The organism is Hymenobacter sp. DG25B (genome assembly GCF_000801315.1).
GTDB lineage: Bacteria > Bacteroidota > Bacteroidia > Cytophagales > Hymenobacteraceae > Hymenobacter.
Genome location: NZ_CP010054.1, coordinates 2,253,626 through 2,269,911, shown reverse-complemented (window position 1 = coordinate 2,269,911; position 16,286 = coordinate 2,253,626). Strand labels below are relative to the sequence as shown.

Here is a 16,286-nt window from a genome sequence, read left to right as displayed (position 1 = left end):
GGTTTTCCCATTTGCCTTACCTTTGGCCCTGCTAAAAACATAGCAGCTACTATCTCTTTTTACCATTTTCATGGACGCCAAACACCAGCACACAGCCATATCCACGGCGGGCCTGCTTATTGCGCTCGGCATTATTTACGGGGATATTGGCACATCACCGCTGTACGTGATGAAGGCCATTGTGCCGGAAACCATTACCCAGGATTTGGTTTACGGAGGCATCTCCTGCGTGCTCTGGACGCTCACGCTGCAAACTACCATTAAGTACGTCCTGCTCACGCTCAACGCCGATAACAACGGGGAGGGTGGTATTTTCTCCCTGTTTGCGCTGGTGCGCCGCCGCGGCACCTGGCTTTCGGCCGTGGCCATTGTGGGCGGCGCCGCGCTACTGGCCGATGGTGTTATTACGCCCCCCATTTCGGTTTCTTCGGCTATAGAAGGACTTAAAACGGTGTACCCGCATCTGGAACAAACCACGATTGTCTACATCGTAATTGCTATTCTGTGCGGGCTGTTTTTTCTGCAAAGCTTTGGAACGCAGATTGTGGGTAAAGCCTTCGGGCCCATCATGTTTCTGTGGTTTTCCATGCTGGCCGTACTGGGTGTTTACAGCATCTCGCAGCACCCCGAAATTCTGAAAGCCGCTAATCCCTACTATGCCTACAATCTGCTGGTGAACACGCCGGGCGGTTTCTGGCTACTGGGCGCCGTTTTCCTGTGTACGACCGGGGCCGAGGCTCTGTACTCCGACCTGGGCCACTGTGGCAAAGGCAACATCCGCATCAGCTGGGGATTTGTGAAGCTTTGCCTGCTGCTCAATTACTTTGGGCAGGGTGCCTGGCTGATGACGCAGGTGGGCCAGCACCTGAGCGGCCGCAACCCATTCTATGAGCTGATGCCGTCCTGGTTTCTGCTGATTGGTATCGGTATTGCTACCATTGCGGCCATTATTGCTTCTCAGGCCCTGATTACGGGTTCCTTCACACTGGTGGCGGAAGCCATTCGGCTGAATATGTGGCCGAAAGTGCGTCTCAACTACCCTACCAATGTAAAAGGCCAGTTGTATGTGCCCAGCATGAACCGTCTGCTGCTGCTGGGCTGTATTGCGGTGGTGCTGTACTTCCGGGAGTCAAGTGCCATGGAAGCGGCTTATGGTCTGGCTATTACCATCACCATGCTCATGACCACGCTGCTGCTCTCTATGTGGCTGCGCACCAAGCGGGTGCCTGCCGGGCTGGTAGCGCTTTTCCTGCTGCTGTATGGCGCCATTGAGGGCGCCTTCCTTGTGGCTAACCTCATCAAGTTTCCGCACGGCGGCTGGGTATCCGTGGCTATCAGCCTGGTTCTGATTTCGGTGATGTATGTGTGGCTGCGGGCTTTCTACATCAAACGCCGCCTGACGGAGTTTGTGAAGATAGACCCTTACATGGACGCTCTGAAGCAGCTGAGCGCCGACGAATCCGTACCGAAGTACTCCACGCACCTGGTATTCATGACCTCGGCGGAGCGGCAAACGGAAATCGAGTCCAAAATCATTTACTCCATTTTCCAGAAGCGCCCCAAGCGGGCCGATATTTACTGGTTTGTGCACGTAGATACCACCGACCAGCCCTACACCATGGAGTACAAAGTGGTGGAGCTGGCCCCCGATGATGCCTTCCGCATTACTTTCCGTCTGGGCTTCCGGGTAGAGCAGAAAATCAACCTCTACTTCCGCAAAGTAATTGAGGACCTGGTGCGCAACAAGGAAGTGGATATCACCTCCCGCTACGAGTCGCTGAGCAAGCAGCACGTAACCGGCGACTTCCGCTTTGTGGTGCTGGAGAAGTTCCTCTCGGTAGAAAACGACTTCCCCTGGGTGGAGCGCCTGGTGATGCAGGCCTACTTCTACATCAAGCAGTTCATTGCTTCCGAGGACAAGTATTTTGGGCTGGATACTAGCTCTGTAAAAGTGGAAAAGGTGCCGCTGGTTATTGCCCCGGTTCGGGAAGTTTCCCTGGAACGCGTGTATTAAGTGCTGGCTGGTCAGCCAGTGAAAACGCCCCGCCTGGTTTGTTCCAGGCGGGGCGTTTAGGTTTTAAGATGTTCAACCTTAACCGTCTTACAGAGCGCAGTCCAAGTATCTCAGGTAGGGCCTTGCCATGGCAACTTCATTTTCTTCCCTCCTATTCCATTTGTCATCCTGAGCTTGCGAAGGACCTTATCCCGCCAGCACGAGTCCTTGGGACGAGTATCGTTCAGCCGTGGGAAGGTCCTTCGCAAGCTCAGGATGACAAGTAGAGCAGCAACGACTCACACTAGATATGCTTCTTGATTTTTTCCATAAAAAAGCCGCCCGATCTACTGACCGGGCGGCTTTTTTATGAGTGTTATACCAACTACGCTTTACGCTCGGGTAGCCATTTGCGCAGTACTTTCTGCTGGGCTTCGGTGGGGTTAGGCATCATCTCGATGCGGTACTTCTGCGTGGTGGCGGGCAGCAGCGGCAGGATCAGCTCGCGGGTCTGGCCGTCGCGCACGATGAGCAGGCGGATAGGCGTGCCGGGTGCGCGGGCGGTGAGCAGCTTGTTGGGGTCGTCGGTGAGGCGGATGCCGTCCAAGGCCAGCAGCTCGTCGTTCACGCTCAGGCCGCCCTGCCAGGCGCTGCCGTTGCGCACTACGCTGGAAACGGTGTATTTGCCGCCCGTGGTGCTTACGTTAGCGCCCAGCACGCCTTCACCCGAGGAGGGCGTGGCGCTGAGCTGCAGGCCGGCATAGCCCAGGTTGGTGGCATAATCCAGGGTTTTGGTGCCGTACACATTGTCGCGGAAGAACGCATCAAAGCGGCGGCCGGCTACTTTGGCTACGGCATCCTGGTACTCGGCATCGGTGAAGCCGCGGCCCAGCTGCTGGTAATACCGCTCGTAGAGGTAGCGCATCACGTCATCGAGGTTCTTCTCGCCCTTGGTTTCGTTGATGATCATCAGATCCAGCATGGCCCCAATCAGCTCGCCTTTATCATAATAGCTGATGCCGGTGTTGCTGGAATTCTCGTTGGGGCGGTAGTACTTAATCCAGGCATCAAAGCTGGATTCCGCCGCCGACTGCACTTTGTTGCCGGGCGTATTTTCTACGCGGGTAATGCCGTTGGCCAGGGCATCGAGGTAGCGCTGGGGCGTGTAGTAACCGGCCCGCTGGGTAATCAGGTTGGAGAAATACTCCGTGCCGCCTTCGCTCACCCACAGCATGTGCGTGTAGTTTTCCCGGTCGTAATCAAACGGCCCCAGGGCTACCGGGCGGATGCGCTTCACGTTCCAGAGGTGGAAGTACTCGTGGGCCACCAGGCCCAGGAAGTTCAGGTAACCGGCTTCCGTAGAATAGGCATTGCGCGATACCGACAGCGTGGTGGAGAACAGGTGCTCCAAGCCGCCGGTGCCGCGGTCAATGTTATGAATGATAAAGACGTAGCGGTCCAAGGGGTTTTTGCCAACTACGCGGTGGGCTTCCTCGCACACGCGCTTCATGTCCGTGAGCAGGCGCTGCTCGTCAAAGCGGGGGTTGCCGTACATGGCAATGGTGTGCGGGGTGCCGTTAGCCTCAAACTGCAATACCTGGTGGGTACCAATTTCAATGGGCGAATCGGCCAGCTCATCATAAGAAGCAGAGCGGAACGTGAAGGGCGCACCGCCGGCTACCGGCTTCAGGCTGGTGGTTACCTGCGTCCAGCCGTTGGCAGGCACTACCGTGAGGGTGCTGGCCAGCCCCTTCTCCTCGGCGGGGTACATAAACACGCTGGAGCCGTTCAGGTAGCCGTGCGAGGCATCAATAAAGCTGGTGCGCACGGAAAGCTCGAAAGCATAAACCCGATAGTGTACCGCAAAATCCTGGGCTTTGGGGTGATAAATGCGCCAGGTGTTCTTATCAATTTTTTCGGTACGCAGCTCCGAGGAGCCGGCTTTGGCTTCCAGGCTTTCTACGTTTTTGGAGAACTCCCGCACCAGGTAAGAACCGGGGGCCCAAACGGGCATTTTCACATCGGTGTAAGCCTTGCGGAAGCCTGAGAGGCGCATATCTACTTCAAAATAGTGCGTCTGAGGGGCGGGCATCAGCAGCGTGTACTGCAGCTTGGGGGCTGCCCACGCCGGGGCGGCCTGCACGGTAAGCCAAAGCAGCAAGCCGGCCAGAAGGAAACGGAAACGGTGGTGAAGCATGGAAAAGAGTAAGTGAGAAATGCTGGGTAGCGGACACAGCTATCCGCCAGGAGTTGCAAGATACTGGTGAAAATTAAGTGACGAAGCGCCCGCGGCCACTTAAACCCACCGGAACCCCTCTCCCGGTCCTGCCGTTAGGAGAATACCTTTCCGCTTATATTCCGGGAAGTCCTGCATTGTCATGCGTTATGTCTGGCTGAGTTTCTTTGTTATTGCGGCTTTCATTGTGGGCGTCACCATCCGCAACCACCAGCAAGCCGCGCCCCTGGCGCTGGCGGATAATGAGGCGCCGGAAGCCATTTTGCGCCCCACCGTAAACGCCAACCGCACGCCGGCTCGCCCAGCGGTTTGGAAGGTGGAGGAGCCCGCCACCGCTCCCAATGTGGCCCGCGCCGACAGCGTTATCCGGTTTGCCATGCGCCAGCTGGGCACCAACTACTGCTATGCCGGCGCCACGCCCGAAACCGGGTTTGACTGCTCTGGCTTTGTAAACTACGTTTTTGCCCGCTTCGGCGTGCCGGTTCCGCACTCCACGGCCCTACTTATTAATACAGGCCGGGAAGTGCCCCGCAGCAGCGCCCGTCCCGGCGACATTGTGGTGTTTACCGGCACTGCCGCAACCGCCACCACCCCCGGCCACGCCGGCATTGTAATTTCCAACCCCGGCGAGCCGCTCCGTTTTATCCATTCCTCCTCTGCTAGAAAAGAATCCGGCGTGAAAATCAGCACGGTGGAAAAGACGGATTACGAGCGCCGCTTTATGGCCGTGCGCCGCGTGCTGTAAATGGCGAATTGACAAGTGGGTGAAATGGGGAGTTTGATGTTCTATTAGCGCCGTCGGTGCTGCCAGAACATCAAACTCACCACCTCACTATATCACCAACTCACCACTGGTATAAACGAACGATGCCCGGGTAGCCTATGCAGTCCTGACGTACAGGCTGCTGGGCTAACCGGGCATCTAATCCTTCAAATCTTACCAAGCGACGAGTCTGGGGTTCAGCCCCGACATCTTTCGAGTAAGACCTTGCCAGAATGCGGGAACCCGCCCTGAGGGGCTAACAGAGGTTCCGCGCGAAAGCTGTTGTTAAGCGCGTACGGCGGTGAAGCGTACTACATTCGACAGGCTTGGCAGGATTTGTTTGGGACTACTAGACATTTTGTACCTCCTTTCTTTAGATCCAACATAACCCAGGCTTTGCTTCCCAGCACCTTAGGGCGGCTTGGCGGGGGCTGTAGCACTCGCTACGGTTGGTAAAGTTAAAACTCGGGCTGAAGGTTCAAAATGGAAAAGGCTTTTTTTAGTAGATCAGTCCAATTTTGAGGACATACCGCTGACTGTCAGCCGCTTTTTTTTCGGCGCAAAAAACCCGTCGGCAAATCATGGTACTATCCTTGCCTTTGGGGTGCACAGCATTCGTCTTCCGATATTGACATTCTCGGGAGTTTGCCTATATTTTCCACTCAAACCCTTCTTTCCATCTATTTCAATGAAAAAAGTTCTGTTTCTCTGTCTGGCCCTCGTGCTGGGACTAGCTTCCGTGGCCTCCGCGCAAAAACTATCACCTCTGGGGGTGTGGACCAATGCTGAGAAGAAGGCTACGTTTGAGATTTACCAGTGCGGCAAGAAACTCTGCGGACGGATTGTTTCCCTCACGGTGCCGAACGACCCTAAAACCGGTAAGCCGAAAACCGACTCGCAAAACCCCGACCCCAAGCTCCGCTCCCGCCCGCGCTTAGGCCTGGTCTTCATGCAGGACTTTGAGTACGATGAAGACAACAAGTGGGATGATGGCAAAATCTATGACCCGGAAAGCGGCAAAACGTATTCCTGCTACATGAAATTACTGAGCCCTAATACCATGGAAGTGAAAGGCTACATTGGCTTCTCGCTGATTGGCCGCTCCCAGACCTGGACCCGCGTACGCTAGGCTCCGGCTAATTCAAAAAGAAACGACGCCCGATTTCGGGCGTCGTTTCTTTTTGAAGGGGTAGCGCCGCTTTTAGTACACTGCTTTGATGTGGTAGCTGCGCCCTCTGAATTGGAACGTGTCGCCGGCGCGGTGGTTGGCCATGGCCAGAAATAAGGGCGAGAAGGCGGAAATAGCGCAATACGGCTGGCCATCTACCGTAAACTCGCCAATGCTCACGGAAATGAAGTACGTGTGCACGTCGGTTTCCACCACCGAGCCCAGCCCAGGCACGCCGGCCAGCACGTGGGCATCGCGCAGGCGCTGCAGCACTGCCAGGCCGCGCTCCGCCTCTTCCAGCTGGTGCGCAAACAGCTCCCGCTGGATGTGGCAGGCCTCCCGAAACGACTCAAACTTATCTTCGATGGAACCCTGATGCTCATTGGCGCTTTCCTGCACATCCAGCATAGCCTGCCGGGCGTTATCGGCTTTGCACTGCTGAATACGCAGACACTCAGCTAGTAATGCCTGTTTTAGCCGGCCGGGGCTTTTTACAGCCGTTCTCATCGTCTTCATCGTCTTCATCGTCAATCAAGTAAAGGGCTTGGGAGGAGGCGGTAATTGGAAACTATTTGGGGAGCACTGTGTTTTTCCGGCGTACTGATTTTTTATTGTTCTTGTTCGATTTTCTAAAGCGTGCTCTTGCTTTCCGTTCCGGGCCGGCTGCTGACAGCGTGGCCTGGCGCCCGCTTATGCGCACGCCGGCGCAGCGGCGCCGGCATACCCAATGGGTAGCCGAGCAGGTGTACCTGAACTGGCTGGGGCCTTATTTTAAGGCGTATCATTTCAAAAAGACCAATGTAACCGGCCAAGGTTTTCGCGTGCAACTGCTGCGGGAAAGCGGCCGGCAGGGCCTGTTGCTCTTCTATGACCCCAGTATTGGGCCGGGCAACTTTCAGCACCTGTTTGATTTCATTGCCGAGCAAACCCAGCAGCTGGGTTATAATCTCTCTACCTCTGACCAGCGTACCGCCGAGCACCCCCGCTACCGCGAAACGATTTATAAACATTTCCTGAAGCCCAAGCCCAAGACGTGCACGGCTACCGGCCGCTGCCAGCAGCACTACGGCAACGTAACGGTGGATTTAGTCTGCATCAATGACCAGCCGGGGTTTATCCGCTTTTTCAGCAATCCGTTTGATGACAGCATCTTCACCCCGGCCCATACCTTTGATGAGCTGCTGAGTAAGATATTCAATCAGCCCCCCGCCGATGAGGTCATTCAAAATCGGATAAAAGCTTACTATAAGAGGTAGGAACGCAGCCAGTACGTGGCCTGTCTCCTCCTATTCGTATAACTGCCGGCAGTTGCCCTCGCTTGATTCACTTATCGGCGCACAAAGCGCAAACGACGTACCTCACCGGAGGGAAAAGAAAGCTGCAGATGATAGAGTCCGGCAGCCAATGAGCTGGTGTTAAGCCGCCCAGGCGTGCTTACGAAGGTTTGCTCCCGCACTTTCCGCCCAAGCGCATCCCGCACTTCGGCCACGCCACCGGGCTCTGGCAAATTGGCCAGCTCCAGGTACTCGGCGCAGGGATTGGGATAGGCCACTACCTTTGGTAATTCTGCGGTGGCACTGCCCTGCAGCACTTCTGCGTTATTGAGCACCCATTGGTCAGGATCCAGCTCCACGTTGAGTACGGTGCCTGTAACCGGCACTTCAGCCAGCATATTGGGCTCATTCTGCCATAAGCGCACGGTTTGGGTGCCGGTAGTAGTGGTAATACGATAATCTAGCTCGGTGCGAAAAAAGGGCGTTACGCTGGGCATGGAGGCCGTTTCCGTAGTCTGCAGCTGCACGCTGCTGCCTTGCTGACTCCACTGCACTTTAAAGGTGGGAAAGCCTTCCCCCTCAAACCACTGCTGAAAGAAGTAATTGAGGGAGGTACCGGCCGCATTTTCAAAAATGCGCTGCAGATCCCGGGTGCGGGCCGTGCGGCCGGCATAGGTTTCCTGGTAGGTGCGCAGGGCGGCAAAAAATTTAGTGTCGTCGTGCAGCAGGTAGCGCAGCATATGCACTACGGCGGCGCCTTTTTTGTAAGTGAGGCGCGAGCTGAAGATGCGATTTACATTGGTGGTATCCAGCACCTGCACGGAGCCGCCCGGGATAATCTGCTTATTGTTATCAAACATCACCCGGCGGTGGGCCTCATTCATCCAGCCTACTTCGCCGCCCGGGTTAAACTTAGCCTGGGAGAGGTATTCGCCATAGGAAGCAAAGCCCTCATTCAGCCAGATATCCTTCCAGGACGCGCAGGTAACATTATCACCAAACCACTGGTGGAATAGCTCGTGGGCGGTCAGATTAAAGGAGAAGCTGTCCTGGGTGGTCATGGTCTGGTGCTCCATGCCTCCGCCAATGGGCGCCATGGAGTGGCCGTACTTCTCGCGCGCAAAGGGATAGGGCCCTACCAATTGGCTATAATTTAGAATAAAGCCGGGCGTACGGTCTATTTCGGCGCGGTAGAAATCCAGCGTAGCCTGGTTATAAACGTAATTGACGAGCGGAATAGTAGGTCCGCCCTCCAGCGTAACGCTGGAGGTGTATTCCAGATACGGAGCCACGGCCACGGAAATGAGGTAGTAGGCTATGGGGTAGCGCGACTTCCACTCATACCGGTGCTTTTCTTCTGAAATTGGTGTGATGCGCTGCAGCAGCCCGTTGGAGCCCACTTTATTCTGGCGCGCTGTAGTAACCCAAACATCCGAGGAATCGGCTTTATCGGTGAGAACCTGCTTGCAGGGAAACCACTCGTAGGCGTGGAAAGGCTCGCTCAGGCTCCAGGTTACGCTTATGCCGGAGGTGGGCTCCACCTTGGTATCCAGGGCATTGCCGATGGCGGCGGAGTTGCCGTTGGGGGCGGTACCGTGGTAGTACACCACCATATCAAACAGCTGATTGGCAGCCACGGGCTGCGCGAGCCGGGCAGTAACGTTGCCGGAGCGGCGGTGCAAACCGGGGCATTTTTGCCGGTTTACCAGTACGGAGTCAATGGTATAGGTTTCAAACAGCTCAAAGGCTACCGAATCCAGGGCCTGCCGGCCTACCCGCGCCCGCATCCAGCCGGAGCCGCTTACCTGCCGGGAGTTATTTTCCAGGGCCAGGTCCAGCTTATAGTAAGTAACGTCGTACCGGTCCATCTTTTCCCGGTGGGCCACTGTGGTAGCCGGGCGGGCTTTGGCATTCTGGGTACGCGCCGCAGCGCATTGGTCAGCGGCAGGAAGCACGCCGACCGCGGGCTGTTGGGCCTGGCTTTGAAAACCGATGAAACAGGCCGCCAAAGCCCCTACTAGCCTCTTTATCATACAAATGACACCTATTCCGAAAATAAAGCGGCAAGGTAGTCAGGAGCGTTTAATCAGCCTCTGGTTTATGCAATATTGGAGGCAGATTTCCCTCTGTGAGGTAGTGCACTGGCTTGCCCGCTGCCTTTGCCGGTGCCAGCCGATGTCAGCCTCCAGCCTAATAAAAGAACAGGAACACCGTAAACATCAGCACCCATAAAGCACCCATGAAGTGCCAGTACCTGCTGAGCATACGCAGCTGCAGGCGCCGGTAGGGGTTGCGGATAAAAAGCAGCGTGCGGACTCCATCCCGGGAAATATGCAGCACCCGCAGAAACAGGCCGGCCATAAACAGCATACCGGCCAACAGGTGCGCTACGTGCAGCGCGGAAATCAGGTAAACATACGTGCCGCTGGCATCACCCCGGAAATAAATACCCTGGTCCATCAATTCGCGCCAGCCCATTACCTGTAAGCCGGCAAAAATAAGCCCCAGGACAAAAGTGGCGCCCAGGCAGCGCGCCAGGTTACGGATATCGTCCTCGCGGTATAAGCGGGCAGTCTGCGCCAGCGTGTAGCTGCTGCTGAGCAGCACAATGGTGCTGAGGGAGAAAAAACGCGGAAAGCTATACAGCCCGGTGGGTACCCCGCTCTGCACACGGGTATGGATGTAGGCGCCCAGCAAAATCAGAAACAAAACCCCGATTCCCGCAATGCCCAGATACAAGAGCATTAGAAGCGGCGGCACCCGCTCCATGCGGGTAAAGGTAGAGGTGGGCCGGCCTGCTCCTACCTTGTCTTTGCGTTCTTTATCGGAGTTCATTGCGCTGGGGCTGATTGCTAGTAGCTAACCAATCCAGCAAGCATTAGTTCCACCCGAAACCCCTCACTGCCAGATTAGATACACCTTCCAAGATACGGAAAAACCCAAGTGCCGGCCAGCAAATGCGCGACTAATTGTCAGCGAAAAAAAGAGCCGATTTTACCCAGAACGGCATTGAAGGTTATCTTCGGACTCCGGCCCGTGCCAAAGGTGACGTAGGTTTTGCCGGCCACGCGCAGGTCCAGCACCAGGCCCAGCTGCAAAGCCAGCATATTCAGCTGCTGCAAGGCATTGGGCGCGCCCGGTGCCTTGGTTTTTTCAGGGCCGTTGCTGCTGGTCAGTTCATCCAGCACCCGCTGACTGGGAATATTCACAATGAGGTAAGTGCCGGATGCGGCTATCTGAATATCGTCGCCATTCCGGGAAATAACCAGCCGGGCTTCCAGATCCAGCCCGCTAGCCAAGCTGCTGAGGCGTGGGGTTAGCAATGGGAGCCGCCGGGCTTTCGCCCCGGGTACGGATGCGGATGGAGCCGTTGATGCGCCAGGTGCTGGGAGCGGCGGCCGGGTTCTGCATGTTTGGCACCTGCACTTCCATCTGATCGAAGGCCAGGTTCATTTCTACCCCACCCGAGAGCTTGGACAACAGAGAAGCGGCCGTATCGGCCCAGTTAGCGGAAGAATCAGCCATAGGAGAAAAGAAAGTGAATGCCGGTGAGAGGAAAGAATGGAGGTCTGAGGCTGTTTGCTGACGGCGGAGCTGCCCAGCCAGGGCGAAAACTACCGCTCTCCGTTGGCAAACGCAATTTCGGCGCCTAAGTTATGCGGCGGGCCCCATCCAAAAAACCGGACTTGCGTATGTGGGCGCAGGCCCCATCTGGTGTTCTGCCCTTTGCCACACTCTATGCACCGTACTTTTTTCCCCCTCGCCTGGCTTGTGCTGCCTTCTCTGGCGCTGGCGGCCTGTTCACGGCCTGTTTCTTCGGCCGGCCCGGAGGCCGTAGCACCGGTGGCTAATACGGCGGTAACTACCCCGCCCAGCACGGCCGCCCCCACGCCCACCGCCCCCGACTGTGCCCACCCCTTTGGGCTTTATGATAATATGGAGCTGATTTATAAGCTGGCCGATGCCAATGGGAAACCTCAGGGTGAAATCCGGAAGCGGGTGGTTTCACTGGGCACTAAAACCAATAAAAAGGGTGACCTGCAAATAAACACCGTGCTGCTCAAAAGCGGCTACTATGGCCCCGACAACCAGCTCATCCGGCAGCAGGACCTTACTTTCCATTGCCAGCGCGACACGGCCTTTACCGATGGCCTGCAGGAAATGGACTACGATAACCTGAAATCCTTCCGCGACCGGTATTTTGACTTTACGCCCACTTCCCTGGCCTGGCCGCACCAGGCGCAGGCCGGCAGCAGCTTGCCCCAGGGCGGCATTCTGGTAGATGTGCATAGCTCCGCCGTAGATATTGCCAAAGTATACACTACGGTTCGGAACCGGCGCGTGGTAGGCGGCCCACAAAACGTAACCACTCCGGCCGGCACCTTCCTGTGCTACAAAGTAGAATCAGAGCGGGAATCGGCTATAAAGCCAAAGCCCGATATCATCCGGCGCACGATTTCGTATGCCGTTGACTACTATTCGCCTACGGTTGGCATCGTGCGTACGGAGCTGTATGATAAAGGCCATAAGTTGCAGCAAACCCAGGTACTGGCTACGCGGCAGCTACGCTAAGCGGCCGCCATGGGCTCATGGCTATGTAGAATAGTATCTTATTTGCTGCAGTGCGTGGCCTGTTTCTGAAACGGGCCACGCTTTTTTATGCACGTCCGGGCGGCATGTTTTAGCTTGCAGTATTGTTTGGCAGGCTATTTTGTAGCTTCTGCCGCCCCCGGCACCCGTAATCACGCCTTTCGCATGTCCGATTTCAGCGCTATTCAGCTTCAGATACAGACCCTTACCGAACGCCTGCATCATCTTAACTACCAATATTACCAGCGGGATATTTCGGAAATACCGGATCAGGAGTTCGACCATATGCTGGCCGAGCTGCAGCAGCTGGAAAAGCAATACCCCGAGCTGGCCCTGCCCAACTCCCCTACTCAGCGCGTAGGCGGCACCATTACCAAGCAGTTTCCTACGGCGGTGCACAAGTACCCCATGCTGTCGTTGGGCAACACCTATTCCGAGGCCGACCTGCGGGATTTTGATGAGCGGGTGCGCCGGGGCCTGGAAGGCGCGGACGTGACGTATGTCTGCGAGCTGAAGTTTGATGGCATAGCCATGAGCCTGAGCTACACCGACGGCCAGCTCAGCCAGGGCGTCACCCGGGGCGACGGCACCCGCGGCGACGTAGTCACCAGCAACGTGCGCACCATCAAAAACCTGCCACTACACCTGCAGCCGGCCCCAAATCAGCCCAAGGAATTTGAGGTACGGGGCGAGATATTTATGCCGCTGCCGGTATTTGAGGAGCTGAACGCCGAGCGGGAAGCCAACGGCGAAGCTTTGCTGGCCAACCCCCGCAATGCCGCCAGCGGCGCGCTTAAGCTGCAAAACTCTGCTTTGGTGGCTGCCCGGCGCCTGCGCTTTTTTGCTTATAACTACCTCAGCAGCCACCGGGATTTTCCCACGCACAGCGCGGCGCTGGAAGCTATGCAAAGCTGGGGTCTGCCCGTATCGGACACCTGGCGGCGGTGCTCATCTATAGAGGAAGTGCTGGCGTTTATTCATCAGTGGGAAAAGCAGCGTTTTTCGCTGCCGGTGGCTACCGATGGCATCGTTATAAAAGTAGACGACCTGCGGCAGCAGGAAATGCTGGGCTTCACGGCCAAAAGCCCCCGCTGGGCTATTGCTTATAAATACCCCGCCGAGGCCGCCCGCACCCGCCTCAACCATATTCAGTACCAGATAGGCCGCACGGGCGCCGTTACGCCGGTTGCGCTGCTGAACCCGGTCCCGCTGGCCGGCACCGTGGTAAAACGGGCCTCCGTGCACAACGCCAACCAGATAGCGGCCCTGGACCTACGCCTGGGCGACATGGTATTTGTGGAGAAAGGCGGCGAAATCATTCCCAAAATCACGGGCGTAGACCTCTCTGCCCGCCCCGCCGACAGCGTCCCAATTGTGTATCCCACGGAATGCCCCGCCTGCGGTACTCCGCTTATCCGGCCCGAAGGCGAAGCGCATTTCCGCTGCCCCAATGAGCGCGGCTGCCCGCCCCAGCGCAAAGCCAAGCTGGAGCACTACGTATCGCGCAAGGCCCTGAATATTGATGGCTTGGGCGCGGAAACCGTGGGCCGCCTGTTTGACCTGGGCCTGGTGACGGATGCCGCCAGCCTTTATGATCTGCCCCTGCATGCCACGGAGCTGGCGCAGCTGGAGCGCATGGGCGAGAAATCGGTGCAGCGCCTGCTGACGGGCCTGGAGCAAAGTAAAGCGGTGCCGTTTGAGCGGGTGCTTTTTGGATTAGGTATTCGTTACGTGGGCGAAACCGTGGCCGAAAAGCTGGCGGCTCATTACCGCTCTATTGATGCCATTGCAGCCGCTTCCGTGCTGGAGCTGGCGGCCGTGCCGGAAGTGGGCGGCGTTATTGCGGAGTCGGTGGCAGCGTGGTTTCAGGAACCGGATAACCGCCACCTGATAGAGCGCCTGCGCGCGGCCGGCGTGCAGCTGGCCCTCACCGGCGAAGCACCCCAGGCTAAAAGCAACCGGCTGGAAGGCCTCACCTTTGTATTATCCGGCGTGTTTGAGCGCTACAGCCGCGACGAGCTGCAGCAGCTTATTCAGCAGCACGGCGGCAAGCTGACGGGCTCCATCTCCAAAAAACTGAGCTACCTGGTAGCCGGCGACAAGATGGGCCCCGCCAAGCGCGAGAAGGCCACGGAGCTGAAAGTGCCCATCATTGGCGAAAACGACCTACTGGCTATGCTACCTGAGGAAGACCCGGAATCTTCAGCAGAAAATGTCTCCTCGCCTACCACCGCCGCGGCTCCTGCTATGCCAGCTTCTTCTTCCGCGGGCAAGGCAGCCGGCACCCAAGGCAGTTTGTTTTAATAGGGCAGCGGGCATCAGCCGGGCGGCACTTTTCAGCGCATTGCCTTTGTTACTTCAGCACCCACCTTTTCTTGTTCCTGACTATGCGCACTTCCCTCTCGCACAAACTGCTGCTTTTACTCTTGCCAGCTGGCTTCGTTTTTGGATCTGTCTTGGCCCAGGGCACCGTCCCTCCCCCCGCTGATGTGGCCCCAGAGCGGCCGTAAAGCTGGTGAAGAAGCATAAGGTAAAGGTGCTGGATGTGCGCACGCCCGAGGAGTTCAACGCCGGCCACGTACGCGGGGCGCAGAATCTGGATGTAAAGTCGCCGGAGTTTGTCAGCCAGCTGGCGCAGCTGGACACGGCCCAGACCTACCTGGTGTATTGCGCCAGCGGCAACCGCAGCAGCAAGGCTTCTATTCTGATGCGGGAGCATGGGCTGCGCCACGTAGTAAACGCTGGAGCGTATCCTAAGCTCAAGGAAGCCGGCGCGAAAACGGAATAACCACCACCAGTACTGTACTTGCGTAACACAGGCATCAGCTGAGTGCCTTTACCGGAGGCTGGCCACCAGCTTAGGGCGCGGCCGGGCGGTAACCATAAACGGCAGGTTGGCCATGGCGGCGCTGCCTTTGCCATCGGAAACTATTACGCTAAGCCGGTAAAAGCCCGGGGTGCGCGGCGCAACCACCTCGGCCTGCAGCCCGGTGGCCTGCCGGATAGCATGGGGCAGCGGCTCGGTGGGCGTACTCCGTTCCTCGTACCGTTCCGTGATTTGCTTATCCGGGCGTACCTCCCAGCGGGCCGTCAGCGTGTCGCCTTCCGCATCGGTGGCACCTACGTAGGCCATAGCCCGGGAACCGGCCGGAATACTTACACTACTGGAATCCTGCTGCTTGTTCAGCACCAGCCACTCCAGCCTGGGAGAGGTATTGGCGGGTTTATGACCGGTCCATAGCTCCTGCAGCACATCAATCATGGCCGTTTTTTCGCCTTCTGGCGTGAACAAGCCAAACCAGGTGTTGGTAAACTCAAACTTCTGCCCCCAATAGAAAGCATAGGCCCCAATGCATTGCGCCCGGGCGGCCTGAATAGTGCCTACGTAGGCTTTGCGCAGGTTTTCGGCTTTGTTGGTACTGGATTGCTCCAGTGGGGCCATCCAGGTGGTAGTAGGAGATTCCCAGTAGCCCAGGCCCCCATATTCGGTTACAATGTAGGGCTTGGTCCAGCCGTAGCCGCGTAAATCTTCCGGCAGCACATCCAGACTACCGAAAGCATTTATGGAAAGGATATCAATAGCCGGGCACCAGGCTTTCACGTTCCGGATCATGCCCAGGTTGCCGGAAAGCGTGGTGGTTACGGGGTGGTAAGGGTCCAGTTCGTGCACCATCACGGCCAGGTTGTTGATGGCCTCATACACCTTTGGGTTCTTGGCGTTCAGGTCCATCTCATTGCCCAGGTTCCACATCAGCAGGGCCGGGTGGCGCCGATACCGCAATACCTGCTTGCGTACGTACTCGCGCTGGCGCAGCACCTGCGCTTCATCATAGTAGTCAAACCCTTCCTGTTCCCGCTCCAGCCAGATGCCCAGCATTACGGAAATATTATTCTGATGTGCGGCATTCATTAATGTATCCGCAAAATCCGTGGTCCAGAGCCGCACGGAGTTGCCGCCGGCTTCCCGAATCGCCTCATAGTGCTGCAGGCCGGCGGCTCCCTTTATATAATAAGGTTTGCCACCGCGCAGCAGCTGCGCCTGCCCCTGCTGCTGCACCACCTGCACCGGAATAACTCCGGCCGGGGCTACCAGCGCCTGCGTAACATCTGAGGAAACCGATGTACGCTGACAGCCAACGAGCGGCAGTATTCCCAAACCGACCAGATAAATCAAAGCGAATAGGTGGCTGGCCCCTGACGAAGAGTAGTTAGAACCCATAAATAGTATTTGTATATATTTTTGAAGGTACTGCACTTAAGGA

14 protein-coding genes are annotated in these 16,286 nt (G+C 57.0%); 7 read left to right on the top strand and 7 right to left on the bottom strand.

Annotated features, from left to right (window positions below; all coding sequences use genetic code 11):
• The first annotated feature begins 70 nt into the window (after positions 1–70).
• Positions 71–2,014, top strand: a complete 1,944-nt coding sequence (locus PK28_RS09605; RefSeq protein ID WP_044513527.1) for a KUP/HAK/KT family potassium transporter — start codon at positions 71–73, stop codon at positions 2,012–2,014.
• 364 nt (positions 2,015–2,378) lie between these two features.
• Here PK28_RS09605 and PK28_RS09600 read toward each other — a convergent pair whose 3' ends face one another.
• Entirely contained in the window at positions 2,379–4,190 is a 1,812-nt protein-coding gene (locus tag PK28_RS09600; protein WP_231576127.1) for a M61 family metallopeptidase, read from the bottom strand.
• 181 nt (positions 4,191–4,371) lie between these two features.
• Here PK28_RS09600 and PK28_RS19555 point away from each other — a divergent pair, with 181 nt between their 5' ends.
• Both PK28_RS19555 and PK28_RS09590 read left to right on the top strand, forming a co-directional pair.
• Entirely contained in the window at positions 4,372–4,974 is a 603-nt protein-coding gene (locus PK28_RS19555; RefSeq protein WP_052430550.1) for a C40 family peptidase, read from the top strand.
• Between the two features lie 706 nt (positions 4,975–5,680).
• On the top strand, positions 5,681–6,121 hold the full coding sequence (locus tag PK28_RS09590) for a DUF2147 domain-containing protein (protein WP_044513526.1): 441 nt from the start codon (positions 5,681–5,683) through the stop codon (positions 6,119–6,121).
• Between the two features lie 72 nt (positions 6,122–6,193).
• Here PK28_RS09590 and PK28_RS09585 read toward each other — a convergent pair whose 3' ends face one another.
• Entirely contained in the window at positions 6,194–6,685 is a 492-nt protein-coding gene (locus PK28_RS09585; RefSeq protein WP_156126330.1) for a hypothetical protein, read from the bottom strand.
• Positions 6,686–6,777: 92 nt separating this feature from the next.
• On the opposite strand from PK28_RS09585, the gene PK28_RS09580 reads away from it, so the two are divergent.
• The gene (locus PK28_RS09580) at positions 6,778–7,416 is read left to right on the top strand and encodes a hypothetical protein (protein ID WP_156126329.1); all 639 of its coding nucleotides are present in this window, start codon (positions 6,778–6,780) and stop codon (positions 7,414–7,416) included.
• 71 nt (positions 7,417–7,487) lie between these two features.
• Here the strand turns inward: PK28_RS09580 and PK28_RS09575 are convergent, their stop codons facing one another.
• The 4 genes from PK28_RS09575 to PK28_RS09560 all read right to left on the bottom strand — a co-directional run bounded on the left by PK28_RS09575 (position 7,488) and on the right by PK28_RS09560 (position 10,959).
• On the bottom strand, positions 7,488–9,389 hold the full coding sequence (locus PK28_RS09575; protein ID WP_197070397.1) for a M1 family aminopeptidase: 1,902 nt from the start codon (positions 9,387–9,389) through the stop codon (positions 7,488–7,490).
• 235 nt (positions 9,390–9,624) lie between these two features.
• Positions 9,625–10,269, bottom strand: a complete 645-nt coding sequence (locus PK28_RS09570) for a cytochrome c oxidase subunit 3 (RefSeq protein ID WP_044513523.1) — start codon at positions 10,267–10,269, stop codon at positions 9,625–9,627.
• Between the two features lie 137 nt (positions 10,270–10,406).
• Positions 10,407–10,733, bottom strand: a complete 327-nt coding sequence (locus PK28_RS09565; RefSeq protein ID WP_044513522.1) for a hypothetical protein — start codon at positions 10,731–10,733, stop codon at positions 10,407–10,409.
• Entirely contained in the window at positions 10,726–10,959 is a 234-nt protein-coding gene (locus PK28_RS09560; protein WP_044513521.1) for a hypothetical protein, read from the bottom strand. The genes PK28_RS09565 and PK28_RS09560 overlap by 8 nt, the downstream gene beginning before the upstream one ends.
• Before the next feature lie 213 nt (positions 10,960–11,172).
• Between PK28_RS09560 and PK28_RS09555 the strand changes: the two genes are divergently transcribed.
• The 3 genes from PK28_RS09555 to PK28_RS09545 all read left to right on the top strand — a co-directional run bounded on the left by PK28_RS09555 (position 11,173) and on the right by PK28_RS09545 (position 14,812).
• Positions 11,173–12,006 carry a TapB family protein gene (locus tag PK28_RS09555; protein WP_044513520.1) on the top strand — a complete coding sequence of 278 codons (834 nt, stop codon included), beginning with the start codon at positions 11,173–11,175 and terminating at the stop codon, positions 12,004–12,006.
• A gap of 183 nt (positions 12,007–12,189) precedes the next feature.
• A complete protein-coding gene (gene ligA / locus PK28_RS09550; protein ID WP_044513519.1) occupies positions 12,190–14,328 on the top strand; it encodes an NAD-dependent DNA ligase LigA in 2,139 nt (712 codons plus the stop codon).
• Positions 14,329–14,539: 211 nt separating this feature from the next.
• On the top strand, positions 14,540–14,812 hold the full coding sequence (locus PK28_RS09545) for a rhodanese-like domain-containing protein (protein ID WP_052430549.1): 273 nt from the start codon (positions 14,540–14,542) through the stop codon (positions 14,810–14,812).
• A 48-nt stretch (positions 14,813–14,860) separates the two neighbouring features.
• Here PK28_RS09545 and PK28_RS09540 read toward each other — a convergent pair whose 3' ends face one another.
• The gene (locus PK28_RS09540; protein ID WP_156126328.1) at positions 14,861–16,243 is read right to left on the bottom strand and encodes a glycoside hydrolase family 2 TIM barrel-domain containing protein; all 1,383 of its coding nucleotides are present in this window, start codon (positions 16,241–16,243) and stop codon (positions 14,861–14,863) included.
• Positions 16,244–16,286 lie beyond the last annotated feature (43 nt).

Bases quoted from the DNA above. Each gene is read 5' to 3' on its own strand.
- PK28_RS09605 (WP_044513527.1), top strand. From the start codon at position 71: ATGGACGCCAAACACCAGCACACAGCCATATCCACGGCGGGCCTGCTT.
- PK28_RS09600 (WP_231576127.1), bottom strand. From the start codon at position 4,190: ATGCTTCACCACCGTTTCCGTTTCCTTCTGGCCGGCTTGCTGCTTTGG.
- PK28_RS19555 (WP_052430550.1), top strand. From the start codon at position 4,372: ATGCGTTATGTCTGGCTGAGTTTCTTTGTTATTGCGGCTTTCATTGTG.
- PK28_RS09590 (WP_044513526.1), top strand. From the start codon at position 5,681: ATGAAAAAAGTTCTGTTTCTCTGTCTGGCCCTCGTGCTGGGACTAGCT.
- PK28_RS09585 (WP_156126330.1), bottom strand. From the start codon at position 6,685: ATGAAGACGATGAAGACGATGAGAACGGCTGTAAAAAGCCCCGGCCGG.
- PK28_RS09570 (WP_044513523.1), bottom strand. From the start codon at position 10,269: ATGAACTCCGATAAAGAACGCAAAGACAAGGTAGGAGCAGGCCGGCCC.
- PK28_RS09560 (WP_044513521.1), bottom strand. From the start codon at position 10,959: ATGGCTGATTCTTCCGCTAACTGGGCCGATACGGCCGCTTCTCTGTTG.
- PK28_RS09555 (WP_044513520.1), top strand. From the start codon at position 11,173: ATGCACCGTACTTTTTTCCCCCTCGCCTGGCTTGTGCTGCCTTCTCTG.
- ligA (WP_044513519.1), top strand. From the start codon at position 12,190: ATGTCCGATTTCAGCGCTATTCAGCTTCAGATACAGACCCTTACCGAA.
- PK28_RS09540 (WP_156126328.1), bottom strand. From the start codon at position 16,243: ATGGGTTCTAACTACTCTTCGTCAGGGGCCAGCCACCTATTCGCTTTG.